The organism is Rathayibacter sp. VKM Ac-2835 (assembly GCF_013266705.1).
Taxonomy (GTDB): domain Bacteria; phylum Actinomycetota; class Actinomycetes; order Actinomycetales; family Microbacteriaceae; genus Rathayibacter.
This window is the reverse complement of sequence record NZ_JABSNQ010000001.1, coordinates 288,242-302,941: the sequence shown is the minus strand read 5'-3', so window position 1 is coordinate 302,941 and position 14,700 is coordinate 288,242. Positions and strand designations below refer to the sequence as shown.

Below are 14,700 nucleotides of genomic sequence, written 5' to 3'. Positions count from 1 at the left end.
GCTCCGTCCAGTGAACCCCAGACGTGTGACGCTCGTGTTTCCGAGCCCGCCGCGGCCGATCAGCCGAGCGACGCGACCCACTCCGAGCTGCCGTCGACGAACGACTGCTCCTTCCAGATCGGCACGGTCGCCTTGATGTCGTCGACCAGCGCCGCGCAGGCCTCGAAGGCCGCGGCGCGGTGGGCGGAGGCGACGGCGCAGGCGAGCGCGAGGTCGCCGACCACGAGGTCGCCGACGCGGTGCACCGCGGCGACGCGCACCTCCGGGAACCGCTCGGCGATCCGCCGGGCCGAGGCGAGCAGGGCGGCAGGCGCCTCGGGGTGCGCCTCGTAGGAGAGGCGCAGCACCCCGCGGCCCTCGTCGTGGTCGCGGACGATCCCGGCGAAGGTGACGACGGCGCCGTGGGTCGGCGACTCGACGGCGTGCTCGCACTCGTCGACGGTGACGGGGTCGCGGGCGATCCGGGCCAGGGCGACGGGATCAGCGGACATGGTCGCCCCCGCCCAGCTGGTCGAGCACGTGGCCGATGATCGGATCGAGCACCTCGATGCCGTCTCGGACGCCGCCGGGGGAGCCGGGCAGGTTCACGATGACGCTCCGGCCGCTGACTCCCGCGCGCCCGCGGCTGAGCACCGCGGTGGGCACATGGCCTGCCCCGCGCGCGCGGATCGCCTCGGCGAGTCCGGGCAGCTCGCGCTCGAGCAGCGGCGCGGTCTGCTCCGGAGTGACGTCGCTCGGTGCGACACCCGTGCCGCCGGTGGTGATCACGACGTCGATGCCGGCCGAGAGGGCGTCGGAGATCGCCTCGCCCACCGCGTCGCCGTCGGCGACGACGACCACGCGGCCGCTCCAGCCGCGGCTCTCGAACCAGGTCAGCAGCGCCGGACCGGTGCGGTCCTCGTAGACGCCCGAGGCGGCGCGGGTGGAGGCGACCACCGCGACCGCGGTGCGGGTCACGACCGGCTCCACGAGCCGCTCCTGCCGCCCTCTTTCGCCAGGACGCGGATCCCGGTGATGACGGCGCCGCGGTCGACGGCCTTGATCATGTCGTAGACGGTGAGCGCGGCGACGCTGACGGCGGTGAGCGCCTCCATCTCGACGCCGGTGCGGCCGCTCGTGCGCACGCGCGCCTCGATCCGGACCCGGTCGTCGCCGGGCTCGAGGTCGATGTCGACGCCGTCGAGCACCAGCGGGTGGCAGAGCGGGATCAGCGCGGAGGTGGCCTTGGCGCCCATGATCCCGGCGATGCGCGCGACGCCGAGCGCCTCGCCCTTGGGCAGCTCGCCCTGCGCGAGGAGGCGGACGACGTCGGGGGTCGTCTCGACGAACCCCTCCGCGACCGCGACCCGCGAGGTGACCTGCTTGCCGCCGACGTCGACCATGTGCACGGCGCCGTCGCCGCGGACGTGGGTCAGCTCGGTGCCGTCGGCCGTCCCGCCGCTTCCGGTCGTGTCCGTCGTGTCAGTCATCGATCCTCCAGATCTCGACCGTGTCTCCGGTCGCGGCGTGCTCGGTCCCGATCGGGACGTGGATCAGCACGGTCGATCGAGCGTAGGACGCGAGCAGGTGAGAGCTCGGACCGCCGACGGCGTGCACGAGCCCTTCGTCGTCGAGGGTGCCGCGCCGGATCTGGTGCAGGTGCCCGGGGGAGTCGAGCGGCGTGGCCAGCCGGGCGCGCAGCCGCGGGCGCTCGGCCGGCAGCCGGCCCGCGAGCGAGCGGAGCACGGGCCGCAGGAACAGCTCGAACGAGACCAGGGCGCTGACCGGGTTGCCCGGCAGCGAGACGATCGGCAGATGCAGGTCGTCGCGCACGCGGACCAGCCCGAGGCCCTGCGGTCCGCCGGGCTGCACCGCGACGTGGCCGAACTCGGAGCCCGCCGCCCCGAGCGCGTCGCGGACGACCTCGTAGGCCCCGGCGCTGACGCCGCCGACGGTGATCGCGAGGTCCACCTCGGCCGCGTGCGCATCGAGGAGCGCGAGGAGGTCCTCCGGCCGGTCGCTGCCGCACGGTACGACGACCGGCAGGCCGCCGGCCTCGCGGACCGCTTCGGCCAGCAGGGATCCGTTGGCGTCGTAGATCTGCGCGTCCTCGAGCTCGGAGCCGGCCGCGCGGATCTCGTGCCCGGTCGGCACGATCAGCACGCGGACGCGGGGGAGCACCTCGACCTCGGTCCGACCGAGCGAGGCGAGCAGACCGTAGTGCGCAGCGCGCAGAACGGTGCCGGCGGGCAGCGCGAGGTCGCCCTGCCTCGCGTCGCTGCCCCGGGCGCGGACGAAGGCCGCCGCGACGACGGGGCGCGAGAACGCCGCCTGGACGCCGGTGCTGCCGGGCGCGGGGAAGCGCGGCGGGTCGACGGTCTCGATCGCGACGACGGCGTCGGCGCCGGCGGGCAGCGGCGAGCCGGTCATGATCGGCACCGCGGTGCCCGCCTCGTGCCGGGGAGCGCGGTCGCCGGCCGGGATCGGCGCGGCGACCGGCAGCGAGACCGGGCTGTCGGCGCTCGCGCCGGCGAGGTCCGCCGCGCGCACCGCGAAGCCGTCCATCTGCGAGTTGTCGAAGCGCGGCAGATCCAGCGGAGCGTCGACCGAGCGCGCGAGCACCCGGCGGTCGTACGCACCCGGGTCAGCGGCGACCGCGGCCGGATCGAGCACCAGCGTCTCGCGGGCACCCCGGGTGGCCAGCGGCGAGAGCAACGCGCGCACGCGGGCGGCGTGCAGATCGATCGAGGTCATCGGGTCCTCTCGGAGGTCCTGGCCGGGGATGGCGTGCCTGAAGGGGCGCGGGCGTTCCTGACCGGCGGCAGGGACGTCTCCATCTTGCCCGCTCCCGCCCGGATCCGGCGCGTAGTCTGTCCGGATGAGCACAGCACTCGGGATCCCCGGCCTCCGGCCCCGTCAGCGCAGTGCCGTCCTCCCGGCCGAGCGGCCCGACACTCCGCTCCTGCTCGACACCTACGGGCGCGTCGCCGACGACCTGCGCATCTCGCTCACCGATCGCTGCAACCTCCGCTGCACCTACTGCATGCCGGCCGAGGGGCTGCCGTTCCAGCCGCCCGCCTCGCTGCTGAACCGCGAGGAGATCGTCCGCCTCGCCCGCATCGCCGTCGAGCAGTTCGGCGTCCGCCAGATCCGCTTCACCGGCGGCGAGCCGCTGCTGCGCAAGGACCTCGTCGACATCATCCGCGACGTCGCCGCGATCGAGCCCCGCCCCGAGATCTCGCTGACCACCAATGCGATCGGCCTCTCCGGCCGCGCACAGGCGCTCGCCGACGCGGGCCTGGACCGGGTGAACGTCTCGCTCGACTCCATCTGCGCCGAGACCTTCGCGAAGGTCACCCGCCGCCCCTTCCTCGACCGGGTCCTCGCCGGGATCGACGCGCTCGGCCCCGCGGGCCTGAAGCAGACCAAGATCAACGCGGTGCTGCTGCCCGGGATCAACGACCACGAGGCGCCCGAGCTGCTCGCCTGGGCGCTCGCCGGAGGGCACCAGCTCCGCTTCATCGAGCAGATGGCCCTCGACGCCGACCACGGCTGGGACCGCTCGACCATGATCACGGCGGCGATGATCCGCGACCTCCTCTCGGAGCGCTTCGTCCTCACGCCGAACGCCGCCCCGCGCGACGGCGCGCCCGCCGAGCTGTTCGACGTCCGCGCGATCGGCTCCGACGAGCTGCTCGGCACGGTCGGCATCATCGCCTCGGTCACCGAGGCCTTCTGCGGCGACTGCCGCCGCACCCGGCTCACTGCCGAGGGCGGCGTGCGCAGCTGCCTCTTCTCCAATGAGGAGACCGACCTGCTCGGCGCGATGCGCTCCGGTGCCGACGACCACCACGTCGCCCAGCTCTGGCGCGGCGCGATGTGGGCGAAGCCGGCCGGCCACGAGATGAACCGGGCCGGCTTCGTCCAGCCCGAGCGCACCATGAGCGCGATCGGCGGCTGAGCGTGCGCGTCCGCTACTTCGCCGCGGCGAAGGCCGCCCTCGGGCGCGCCTCCGACGAGCTCGACGGCGTGTCCGATCTGGCGGCCCTGGAGGCCGCGCTGGTCGCCGCCGTCCCGTCCGCCGCCGACGTCCTCGCGCGCTGCAGCTACCTGGTCGACGGCGTCTCGACGACGGACCGCGCCACTCCGCTGCCCGCGGGCGCCGCGGTCGACGTCCTGCCGCCCTTCGCCGGCGGCTGACCCGCCTTCCGTCCTCCGGGTCCCCGCCCGTTCCGCAGGTAGCCGTCCCGTCTGCAGGTGCTGGTCCGATCTGCAGGTGCCTGTCCGATCCGCAGGTGCCTGTCCGATCCGCCGGTGCCTGTCAGTTGTGCAGGCTCCTGTCTGTTGTGCAGGAGATCTCGGCTCCGGTCTGCCGCGACACGCGGCGGGACGGCACAGGGAACGCGGAAGACCTGCGAATCGAACCTCCGACCGGCGATCGGATCAGTGCCAGCCCGCGATCCCGCCGAGCAGCGAGTCCGACGCGATCCCCGCCGCCGCCGCGCGGTCGGCCGCGATCCGCGAGCGCACCCCCGACGCGCAGTGCAGCACCAGCGGCCCCCCGGGCAGCAGCGCCGGATCGAAGCGTGACATCGGCAGCCGCACCGCCCCGGGGATCGCGACGGTGCGGTCCTCGTCGTCCTCCCGGAGGTCGACGACGGTCGGCGGGGTCGATCCCGCGAGGCGCGCCCGCAGCTCGTCGGCGGTCACGGCTCCGGCGACCGCCGAGACGACGGCCACCGGCGGCACCGCGCGCGCCAGCGGCAGCTCGCTCCACGAGCCGTCCAGCGCGTCGTGCACCACGACCCGCCCGAACAGCGGCTCGCCGACGCCCGTGACGAGCTTCACCACCTCGCTCGCCATCGCCGAGCCGACCGCCGCGCAGAGCGAGCCGAGCACCCCGACCGTCGCGCAGCTGTCGGCCGCGTCCTCCGCTCCGGGATGCAGGGCGCGGAGGGTGACCCCGCCGCCGGGCGCGTCGGCCCAGAAGGTGGACAGCTGCCCGTCGAAGCCGAGCGCCGACCCCCAGACGTGCGGGATCCCGGCCCGGGTCGTCGCGTCGGAGGCGAGGTAGCGCGAGCCGAAGGTGTCGAAGCCGTCGACCACCACGTCCCAGCCCGCGACGAGCGCGTCGGCGTTCGCGCCGGTGAAGGAGACGGGGAAGGCCTGCACGTCGATGCCCGGGGACAGCCGCCGCGCGGTCGCCGCCGCGGACTCCGCCTTGGAGGAGCCGATCGACGACTCGTCGTGCGCCGTCTGCCGCGCCAGGTTGGAGGCCTCGACCACGTCGCCGTCGACGATCCCGAGGTGGCCGATCCCGGCCGCGGCGAGCGCCGTGATCACCGGGGAGCCGATGCCGCCCGCGCCGAGCACGAGCACCCGCGCGTTCCGCAGCCGCCGCTGCCCGAGCTCGCCGAGCGGCGAGAGCCGGATCTGCCGGGCGAAGCGCTCGCGCTCCGCGGCGGTGAGCGGCGGTCCGGGCTCCACGAGCGGGGTCACCGCGTCGCCTCCGTCGAGGTTCCCCGGCGCTCCGGCGCCCCGTGGTCGTCGAGCCGCCACTGGCCCTCCACCGCGATCGCGCGGAAGCCCACGGCCTCGTTGACGGCGAGCATCGGCCGGTTCTCCTCCGCGTTCCAGGTGTAGACGGCACGGCAGTCGGGGTCGGCCGCGGCCAGGTGCTCGAGCGCGTCGAGCTTGAGCAGCATCCCGAGGCGGTGCCCGCGGTGCGCCGGCTGCACGAGGGTCGCTCCCCACAATGCGGCGCGACCCGGGAGCACGTCGACGGTGCAGTAGCCGACCGGCTGCCCGTCCCGCAGCGCGACCGAGGTCAGCTCCACCCGCCCGCCGGCGGTCGCCGCGCGGTCGTGCGCCTCCAGCCGCTCGCGAGTCCAGGTCTCCTCGGGCACGGACAGCCCGGCCGTCGGCGCCTGCGCGGACATGCTCGCGCGCAGGGCGAGCATCCCGTCCACGAGCTCCTCGGGGGTCGCGCCGCTCCAGTGCCGCAGCTCGTAGCCGTCGGCGTGCGCCAGCGCGCCTCGGCGCCGGGACGCGGCCAGCACGACGTCGAGCGGCAGCCGCACCACGCTCACCCGCTCCACCTGCTCGAGCACCCAGCCGCGCGAGGCGAGCCAGCGCGCGCCGGGGTCATCGGCGGGCACGGAGCCGGCACCCGAGCGTGCGGTCAGTCGCGGCCCCGAGCGGTCGGCCCGGTGCGCTGTCCAGGTCTGCAGCACGGTCCGCCCGAGCGCGTGCGCCTCCGCCGTCAGCCGCTCGAGCAGGGCGGAGCCGACGCCGTGCCCGCGCTCGGCGTCGAGGACCGAGAACGCCAGCCAGGCCGCGTCGTCGCCCTCCTCGGTGCTCCAGTGCAGCTCACCGCTGCCGACGGCGCGGACACCGTCCGCCGTCACGAGCTCGGCGAGGAACGCGCGGCGCGGGTCTAACTCCTGCTGCCGCCACTCGCCGAGGTTCGTCTCGGCCGGGAAGCCGAGCTCGTCCGTCCCGGTGCCCTCGGCCTCGACGGCGTTGCCGATCGCGGTGAGGGTGACGAAGTCGTCCCAGCCCTCGGCGCCCGGGCGCTCGGGGATCGGCAGCTCGCGGATCCGGAGCGCGGGGTCGGTGGGGCTCGTCACCTCCCCAGTGTGCACGCCGCCGGGCCGCACCGCGCGGTTCCGCGGCACGACGGAGACCGTCGAGTACCGTAGGGAGCGTTTTCGAGCGGAGCGAGGCGGCCGGGTGTACCTGAAGAGCCTGACCCTCAAGGGGTTCAAGTCCTTCGCGCAGCCGACCACGTTCGCCTTCGAGCCCGGGGTCACCTGCGTGGTCGGGCCCAACGGCTCGGGCAAGAGCAACGTCGTCGACGCGCTCGCCTGGGTGATGGGGGAGCAGGGCGCGAAGACCCTCCGCGGCGGCAAGATGGAGGACGTCATCTTCGCCGGCACCTCCACCCGCGGCCCGCTCGGCCGCGCGGAGGTCGCGCTCACCATCGACAACACCGACGGCGCGCTGCCGATCGAGTACACCGAGGTGACGATCAAGCGCACCCTGTTCCGCAACGGCGGCAGCGAGTATGCGATCAACGGCCGCGCCTGCCGGCTCCTCGACGTGCAGGAGCTGCTGAGCGACTCCGGTCTCGGCCGCGAGATGCACGTGATCGTCGGCCAGGGCCAGCTCGACGCCGTCCTGCACGCGACCCCGGAGGAGCGCCGCGGCTTCATCGAGGAGGCGGCCGGCATCCTCAAGCACCGCCGCCGCAAGGAGAAGACCCTCCGCAAGCTCGACGGGATGCAGGCGAACCTCACCCGCCTCTCCGACCTCGCCGGCGAGATCCGCCGCCAGCTCAAGCCGCTCGGCCGCCAGGCGGAGGTCGCCCGGCAGGCGCAGACCATCGCCGCGGTCGTCCGCGACGCCCGCGCGCGCCTGCTCGCGGACGACGTCGTCACCCTCCGCACCGCGCTCGACGGCTTCGCGCGGACCGAGAGCGAGCGGCACAGCGAGCGGATCGTGCTGCAGGAGCGGCTCGAGCAGAGCACGCTGCGGACCGCCCGGATCGAGTCCGAGATGGTCGGCGACGCCGTCGACGACGCCCGGCGCACCACCTTCGAGCTGGAGTCCGTCCAGGAGCGGCTGCGCAATCTGGCGGCGCTCGCCGGGCAGCGCCTCGCCCTGCTCGAGGCGGAGTCGGAGCAGCCCGCGGTGCAGCCGCGCGTCACGGCACCCATGGTCGAGGAGGCGCGCGCCGAGCTGGAGCGCCTCCGCGTCGCCGTGCTCGACGCCGAGACCGCGTGGACCGACTCCCAGAAGGCGACGGTGCGCGCCCGCGGCGCCCTGGACACCGTCGACGAGGAGATCGCGGCGCAGTCGGCGCTGGTCTCCCGGCACGACCTCGAGCTGTCCAAGCTCACCGGCCAGGCCGACACCGCGGCCTCCCGCCTGGCGGCCGTCCGCGGCGAGGTGCTCCGTGCGCAGAACACCCTCGACTCCGCCGTGCAGCGCCGCGAGGCCGCTCAGCGCCAGCTCGACGCGCTGGAGGACGAGATCGGCGAGGCGGGCGGCGGCACCGACGGCACGCTCGACGAGGGCTACGAGCTCGCCCAGTCCGCCGTCTTCGAGGCCGAGGGCGAGATCGAGCGGCTCCGCGAGGAGCTGCACGCTCTCGAGCGCGAGCGCGACGGCCTCGCCGCCCGCCGCAGCGCCCTCTCGCTCGCCCTCGACGTCTCCGACGGCTCCGCCGAGCTGATCGCCACCCGCTTGGACGGGATCCGCGGCCGCGTCGCCGAGCGCATCCAGGTCCGCCCCGGCTACGAGGCGGCGATCGCGGCGGCCCTCGGCGCTGCCGCCGACTCCGTGCTCGCCGACTCGCAGCCGCAGGCCGAGGCCGCACTCGACGAGGCGATCCGCCGCGAGCTCGGCCGGGTCGAGCTGCTGATCGGCGACGCTGCCCGCCCCGCCCTCGCGATCGAGGTGCCGGAGGGAGCCGTTCGCGCCCGCGACCTGGTCACCGGACCCGACGGCGTCCTCGCCCTGCTCGAGCAGGTCGTCGTCGTCGACGACCTCGACGCCGCCCGCCGGCTCTGGCCCGCTCTGGCCGGCGGCGAGCACCCCGTCACCGTCGTCACCCGCGACGGCGCCTCGATCTCGGACGCCGTGCTCAGCGGCGGAGCGGGCGGGCAGCGCAGCCGCCTCGAGCTGGTCTCCGAGCGCGACGCGGCCGCGAGCCGGCTGGAGGAGATCGAGGGCCGGATCGATCGCCTCCGCTTCGACCTCGCCGAGCAGACCGGCGCCCTGCGCGCCGCCAAGGACCAGTCGCGCCTCGCCCTCGCGGCGCTGCGGGAGCACGACGCCGCCCGCGCCGCCCACACCGAGCGGCTCGGCCGGGTGCGCGCGCAGCTCGAGGGCGCCACCGCGGAGCTCGGCCGGAGCGAGAAGGCCCTGACCATCGCGACCGAGCGGGTCGGCGACGCCGAGGCCGCGGCGCAGAAGGCGAAGGGCGAGCTGGACGTCGCCCGGTCGCGCCCGCGCCCGGTGCTCGACGTCAGCGCCCGCGACGGCCTCCAGCGCGAGGTCGACGCGGCCCGCGAGCGCGAGATCGAGGCGCGCCTCGGCGTCGAGACCGCCAAGGAGCGCGTCCGGGCCGAGCAGTCCCGCGGCGAGTCGCTCGAGCGCCAGCTCGCGGCCGACCGCGCGGCCGCCGACGAGGCCGCCCGCCGCGCGGTGATCCGCCGCCGCCAGCACGACGCCGCGGCCGACGTGACCGGCGCGATCCCCGCCGTGCTCGCCTCCGTCGACCGCTCGGTGCAGCAGTCGCGCGCCGAGCTGCTCCGCGCCGAGACCGCGCGCTCGCAGCAGAACGAGGAGCTGCAGGCGCTGCGCCGCGAGGAGGGCGTGCTCCGCGACCGGCTGCAGAGCGTCACCGAGAGCGTGCACGGCCTCGAGCTGCAGATCTACGAGAAGCGCCTGCAGCTCACCGGGCTGCTCGAGCGCGCCGGCTCCGAGCTCGGCCTGGTGGAGGACGTGCTCGTCGCCGAGTACGGCCCCGAGGTCGCGGTCCCCGACGAGACCGACGCGGAGGCGCCCGCGCGCCCGTTCCTCCGAGACGAGCAGCGCCGCCGCCTGGACAAGGCCGAGAAGCAGCTCGGCCAGCTCGGCCGGGTGAACCCGCTCGCCCTCGAGGAGTTCGCGGCACTCGAGCAGCGGCACGTCTTCCTCACCGAGCAGCTGACCGACCTCACCAACACCCGGCGCGACCTGCTGACGATCATCGAGGAGCTCGACGAGACCATGCAGACGGTCTTCGCCTCGGCCTTCGACGACACCCAGGCCGCCTTCGCGGACGTCTTCCCGGTGCTCTTCCCCGGCGGCACCGGCAGCATCCGGCTCACCGATCCGGAGAACCTGCTCACCACCGGCATCGAGGTCGCGGTGCGCCCGGCCGGCAAGAAGATCGAGCGGCTGTCGCTGCTCTCGGGCGGGGAGCGCTCGCTCGCCGCGGTGGCCTTCATGGTCGCGATCTTCAAGTCGCGGCCGAGCCCGTTCTACATCATGGACGAGGTGGAGGCGGCGCTCGACGACGCGAACCTCGGCCGCCTGCTCAGCATCTTCCAGGACCTCCGGACGTCGAGTCAGCTGATCGTCATCACGCACCAGAAGCGCACGATGGAGATCGCCGACGCCCTCTACGGCGTCTCGATGCGCCAGGACGGGGTCTCCGCCGTGGTCGGTCAGCGCGTGGAGGCGCCGGCGGTCTGAGGAGCGATGCGCGGTCTGCGAGCACGCGGAGCTCAGCCCGGGCTGAGCGCCGCGCTACTCTGGGCCGCATGCGAGCAACCGTCCGGGATGTCGCCACTCGTGCCGGCGTGAGCCCGAAGACCGTCTCGAACGTCATCAACGGCGTCGTGTTCGTGAGGCCCGACACCCGGGAGCGCGTCGAGGCCGCCATCGCCGAGCTCCACTACGTGCCCAACCTCAGCGCGCGCGGTCTGCGCAACGGCCGCTCCGGTGCGATCGCCCTCGCGTTCCCCGACCTGACCACCGAGTACTCCGCCGCGATGCTCGACATGTTCGTGGAAGCCGCCCATGAGCGCGGGTGGTCGATCCAGATGGAGCAGACCGGCAGGCGGCCCGACCGCGAAGGGGAGCTGCTCTCGCGCGCGCGCGAGCACCTCATCGACGGCCTCGTCCTCAACCCGGTCAGCCTGAAGCTGAGCGCCATCGTCGGCACCGCCGAGCTGCCGCCGATCGTCGTGATCGGCGAGGTGGAGCAGGATCTCGTCGACAGGGTCGCCGTCGACAGCGTCGCCGCCGCTCGGGAGATGACCGAGCACCTCCTCGCGCGCGGCCATCGGCGCATCGCGGTCGTCGGAACGGACGGCCCCGACTCCGATCGGGCGTCGGCGCGAGCGCGGACGAAGGGCTACCGCGAGGCCCTGGCGGCCGCGGGTGTGCCGAACGACCCTGCCCTCGAGATCATGACGGAGGACTGGGTTCCGAGCGTGGCCGGGGAGGCGTTCGCCCGCGCGCTCGACGCGGGAGTCGAGATGGATGCCGTCTTCTGCTTCACCGACTCCATGGCGGTCGGAGTCCTGAGCATCCTCTTCGCGCGGCACATCCGGGTGCCGGAGCAGATCGCCGTCGCCGGCTTCGACGATGTGCGCGGCGGCCGCTTCGCGTCCCCGCCGCTGACCACGGTGTCCTTCGACAAGCGCGCCTTCGCCGAGACCACGCTGTCGGTGCTCGCGGAGCGGATCGCCGACCGGTCCCTCCCTCCGCGCCGGATCTTCATCCCGCACGAGATCATCGCGCGGGCGTCCACCGCGACGGACCGGGCACTCACGGACTGATTCTGCGAGGCGACTCGCTCACAGGTCTTGACTCCCCGTTACAACGATGTAACGCTGCTGTCCAAGCGCTACGACCGACTCGCTCGCGGGCCGTCGTGCACAGTTCTGTCACGGGCGCTGCCACACGACGAGGAGGTCGACATGGTGTCACCATTCACCCGACGGGCGTTTCTGGGCGGTTCTCTCGCCGCGGCGAGCACTCTCGCTCTCGCCGGCTGCGCGAGCAGTCCGATCGGAGCCGGGCTCTTCGGCAGCCCGCTCAACCCCGAGCAGCTCATCTTCTGGAGCCTCTTCGGCGGCGGCGACGGCACCCGGATGCAGGAGATGCAGGCGGGCTACGCGGACGCGAACGGCGGCCCCGGCTCGCTCCAGGCCACCGTCTTCGCGTGGGGCAACCCGTACTACTCCAAACTGACGCTCGCCACCGTGGGCAACAAGCCGCCGGACGTCGCGGTCGCGCACCTCACGCGGGCGAAGCCGCTGTACGACGGCGGGATCCTCGACCCGATCACGGAGGAGGACCTCGCCTCGGTCGGCATGTCCTCCGCCGACTTCAACCCGGCTTCCTGGGACGCCCAGAAGACGGACGGTAAGACCATCGCGATCCCGCTCGACACCCACCCGCTCGTGATGTTCTTCAACTCCGACATCTGCGGCCAGGCGGGACTCCTCGATTCGGACGGGAAGCTGAAGGACCTCACCGGCCTCGAGACGTTCGAATCCGCGCTCGACGCGATCGCGAAGGTCACCGGCGGCACGGCGATCACCTTCGGGAACGTCAACGAGACCGCGACTCCCTGGCGGGTGTTCTGGACGCTCTACAACCAGATCGACGGCGTGACACCGTTCCTCTCCGACAACGGAGCGACGATCTCGGTCGACGAGGACGCCTTCCTCCGGGTGACCACGACGATCCAGGACTGGGTGAGCAAGCGCTGGCTGAACACGGGACTCGACTACGCCGGTGCGCAGACGGCGATGTTCACGGGACAGTCCGGCATCTTCCTCCAGGGGGAGTGGGAGATCACCACGGCGCAGTCGATCGAGGGCCTCGCCTTCGGGATGGTGCCGGTTCCGCAGCTGTTCGATCGGCCGGCCGTGCAGGCCGACTCGCACACCTTCGTCCTGCCCCGCAAGGACCGCACTCCGGAGCAGCGCCTGCAGGCGATGGGCTTCATCAAGTCGATGCTCGACCAGGGCCAGACCTGGGCGATGGGCGGCCACGTGCCCGCGTACCTCCCGACCCTTCAGAGCGCCGAGTACAAGGCGCTCGAACCGCAAGCGGACTACTCGTCCGCGGCCGACTACGCCGTCTACGACGATCCGGCCTGGTACGGCGGATCAGGATCGACCTTCGAGGTCACCGTGGGCGCGCAGCTCGCCCTCGTCCAGCAGCTGTCGCTGTCGCCCGAGGGAGCCTTGAAGGCCATTCAGGATCAGCTCGCGATCTACACGAACACCCCCAGCCCCCTCTGACCCGCTCTTCACCGCTGACCCCTGGAGGTACAACGACGTGACCGCCGCACCTGCCCTCATCCGCCCCGCCCCGACATCGACGTCGAGTCGCGGCACCACCGGATCCCGCCGCACGCGCGGCGAGAGCCGGGGAGCCTGGCTCTTCATCGCTCCCTTCGGACTCTTCTACCTGGCCTTCCTCCTCGGGCCGGCCGTCTGGATGGTCGTCTCCAGCTTCTTCAACACCTCGACGGTGCGAACGGGTCTGGGCTCGTTCGCCGGCGTCGCGAACTACGTCGAGATGCTCTCGCGCGCCGACTTCTGGAGCGCGATGTGGCACACGCTCCAGTTCACGCTGTACACGGTGCCCCCGCTCGTGATCATCGCCTTCGTCTTCGCGATCCTCACCAACCGGGTCCGGCACGGCCAATGGTTCTTCCGCCTCGCGTTCTTCCTGCCGTACATCCTTCCGTCGGCGACCATCTCGCTGATCTGGCTGTTCATCTTCACGCCGGGCACGGGCCTGTGGGCGACTGCGCAGGGCTGGTTCGGCATCACCGGCGCGACCGGCGTGCTGGCGGACCCGAGCACCGCGATGATCGGCATCGCGATCGCCACCGTCTGGTGGACCCTCGGCTTCAACTTCGTCCTCTACCTCGCCGGACTCCAGGAGATCCCGCGCGAGCTGTACGAAGCCGCGGCCATCGACGGGGCGACGCCCTGGCAGCAGATCCACTTCATCACGCTGCCGCTGCTGAACCGCACCACGACGCTCGTGATCCTGCTGCAGATCATCGCGTCCCTGAAGATCTTCGATCAGGTCTACCTGATGACGTCCGGCGGCCCCGGCATCTCGACCCAGGTCGCACTCTCCCTCGTCACGAACGTCGGCTTCACCGACAACCGCCTGGGCGCGGCCTCCGCCGCGTCGGTCCTCCTCCTCATCGTCATCGTCGCCATCGCGCTGATCCGTCAGTACATCGACCGCGCCGCCACCCGAAAGGCGGCCTGATCATGGCCATCACCGACACTCCTCGTGCCACGAAGTCGCCGATCTCCGGTGCGGCACCCCTGGCCAGGCCGACCGCAGCCCGCGTGGGCACGGGCAACCGGACCTTCGGCATCGTCTCGGCCGTCGTGCTCGTCGTCTTCGCGATCATCTGGCTCATCCCGAGCCTGTTCGCGCTCAAGACGTCACTGACGGCCAACGGGGTGGCTGCGCTCGGCGCCCCGGCGATCATGAAAGACCTCAACCCCACCCTCTACTCGTACGCCACGCTCCTCCGAGCCGGTGACATCTGGAACTGGTACCTCGCCTCGGGCATCACGTCGGTCGTCACGGCCGTGCTGACCGTCCTCTTCGCCTCGATGGCGGCCTTCGCGCTGTCACGACTGAAGTTCCGCGGCTCCAACGTCGTGCTGCTGCTCATCCTGTTCGGGATCATGATCCCCGGCCAGGTGCTGATCATCCCGATCTTCCAGGAGCTCGGCGCTCTCAACCTGCTCAACACCTACTGGTCGGTGATCTTCCCGCAGGTCCCCGCTGCTATCGCGGTGTTCATCTTCAAGCAGTTCTTCGACGGGATCCCGAAGGAACTCGAGGAGGCCGCCCGCATCGACGGCGCCGGCCTGTGGAAGATCTACTGGTCGGTCATCATGCCGCTCTCGCGCCCCGTGATCGCGGCCGTCGTGATCCTCACGTTCGTCGGGGTGTGGAACAACCTCCTGCTGCCGCTGTTCGTGCTCTCGAACCCGAACCTGATGACCATCCCGGTCGGCCTCGCCACCGTGCAGGGCTCGTTCGGCCAGCGCTTCGCCGACATCCAGGCCGGCGCTCTGCTGGCGGCACTCCCGCTGATCGTCATGTACCTGGCGTTCCAGCGTCAGATCGTCGAAGGCGTCACCGGTTCGGGCCTCAAGGGCTGACCCC

At 72.9% G+C, this 14,700-nt stretch carries 13 protein-coding genes; 7 read left to right on the top strand and 6 right to left on the bottom strand.

The annotated features are described in order from the left end of the window. Positions 1-59: 59 nt before the first annotated feature. From HRK28_RS01420 to glp, 4 genes are read right to left on the bottom strand one after another with little or no spacing between them, the layout of a single operon-like run. Positions 60-491 (bottom strand): molybdenum cofactor biosynthesis protein MoaE, encoded by a 432-nt coding sequence (locus HRK28_RS01420; RefSeq protein WP_123703271.1) that lies wholly within the window; start codon positions 489-491, stop codon positions 60-62. Then, positions 481-957, bottom strand: coding sequence for a molybdenum cofactor biosynthesis protein B (locus HRK28_RS01415; RefSeq protein ID WP_367948315.1), 477 nt, complete (start codon positions 955-957; stop codon positions 481-483). Before HRK28_RS01415 ends, HRK28_RS01420 begins: the two co-directional genes overlap by 11 nt. Then, positions 954-1,469: a cyclic pyranopterin monophosphate synthase MoaC gene (gene moaC, locus HRK28_RS01410; RefSeq protein ID WP_127886331.1), complete on the bottom strand. Its 516-nt coding sequence runs from the start codon at positions 1,467-1,469 to the stop codon at positions 954-956. The genes HRK28_RS01415 and moaC overlap by 4 nt, the downstream gene beginning before the upstream one ends. Then, a complete protein-coding gene (gene glp / locus HRK28_RS01405) occupies positions 1,462-2,733 on the bottom strand; it encodes a gephyrin-like molybdotransferase Glp (protein ID WP_173250202.1) in 1,272 nt (423 codons plus the stop codon). The genes moaC and glp overlap by 8 nt, the downstream gene beginning before the upstream one ends. A gap of 124 nt (positions 2,734-2,857) precedes the next feature. On the opposite strand from glp, the gene moaA reads away from it, so the two are divergent. Together moaA and HRK28_RS01395 are read left to right on the top strand one after the other, a co-directional pair. Then, on the top strand, positions 2,858-3,940 hold the full coding sequence (moaA, locus tag HRK28_RS01400; RefSeq protein WP_160088864.1) for a GTP 3',8-cyclase MoaA: 1,083 nt from the start codon (positions 2,858-2,860) through the stop codon (positions 3,938-3,940). Between the two features lie 2 nt (positions 3,941-3,942). Beyond that, positions 3,943-4,179 carry a MoaD/ThiS family protein gene (locus HRK28_RS01395; RefSeq protein ID WP_367948314.1) on the top strand — a complete coding sequence of 79 codons (237 nt, stop codon included), beginning with the start codon at positions 3,943-3,945 and terminating at the stop codon, positions 4,177-4,179. Positions 4,180-4,422: 243 nt separating this feature from the next. Here the strand turns inward: HRK28_RS01395 and HRK28_RS01390 are convergent, their stop codons facing one another. Continuing rightward, positions 4,423-5,478, bottom strand: coding sequence for a HesA/MoeB/ThiF family protein (locus HRK28_RS01390; RefSeq protein ID WP_173250201.1), 1,056 nt, complete (start codon positions 5,476-5,478; stop codon positions 4,423-4,425). Continuing rightward, the gene (locus HRK28_RS19870) at positions 5,475-6,608 is read right to left on the bottom strand and encodes a GNAT family N-acetyltransferase (protein WP_173250200.1); all 1,134 of its coding nucleotides are present in this window, start codon (positions 6,606-6,608) and stop codon (positions 5,475-5,477) included. Before HRK28_RS19870 ends, HRK28_RS01390 begins: the two co-directional genes overlap by 4 nt. Positions 6,609-6,711: 103 nt before the next feature. Here HRK28_RS19870 and smc point away from each other — a divergent pair, with 103 nt between their 5' ends. From smc to HRK28_RS01360, 5 genes are all read left to right on the top strand, one after another. Further along, entirely contained in the window at positions 6,712-10,224 is a 3,513-nt protein-coding gene (gene smc / locus HRK28_RS01380) for a chromosome segregation protein SMC (protein WP_173250199.1), read from the top strand. 68 nt (positions 10,225-10,292) lie between these two features. Then, positions 10,293-11,315 carry a LacI family DNA-binding transcriptional regulator gene (locus HRK28_RS01375; protein WP_173250198.1) on the top strand — a complete coding sequence of 341 codons (1,023 nt, stop codon included), beginning with the start codon at positions 10,293-10,295 and terminating at the stop codon, positions 11,313-11,315. 141 nt (positions 11,316-11,456) lie between these two features. Then, positions 11,457-12,791: an extracellular solute-binding protein gene (locus HRK28_RS01370; protein WP_173250197.1), complete on the top strand. Its 1,335-nt coding sequence runs from the start codon at positions 11,457-11,459 to the stop codon at positions 12,789-12,791. Between the two features lie 37 nt (positions 12,792-12,828). Continuing rightward, a complete protein-coding gene (locus HRK28_RS01365) occupies positions 12,829-13,782 on the top strand; it encodes a carbohydrate ABC transporter permease (RefSeq protein WP_173250196.1) in 954 nt (317 codons plus the stop codon). Between the two features lie 2 nt (positions 13,783-13,784). Beyond that, complete coding sequence (locus HRK28_RS01360; protein WP_173250195.1) at positions 13,785-14,696, top strand: carbohydrate ABC transporter permease; 912 nt, start codon at positions 13,785-13,787, stop codon at positions 14,694-14,696. Positions 14,697-14,700: the final 4 nt, after the last annotated feature.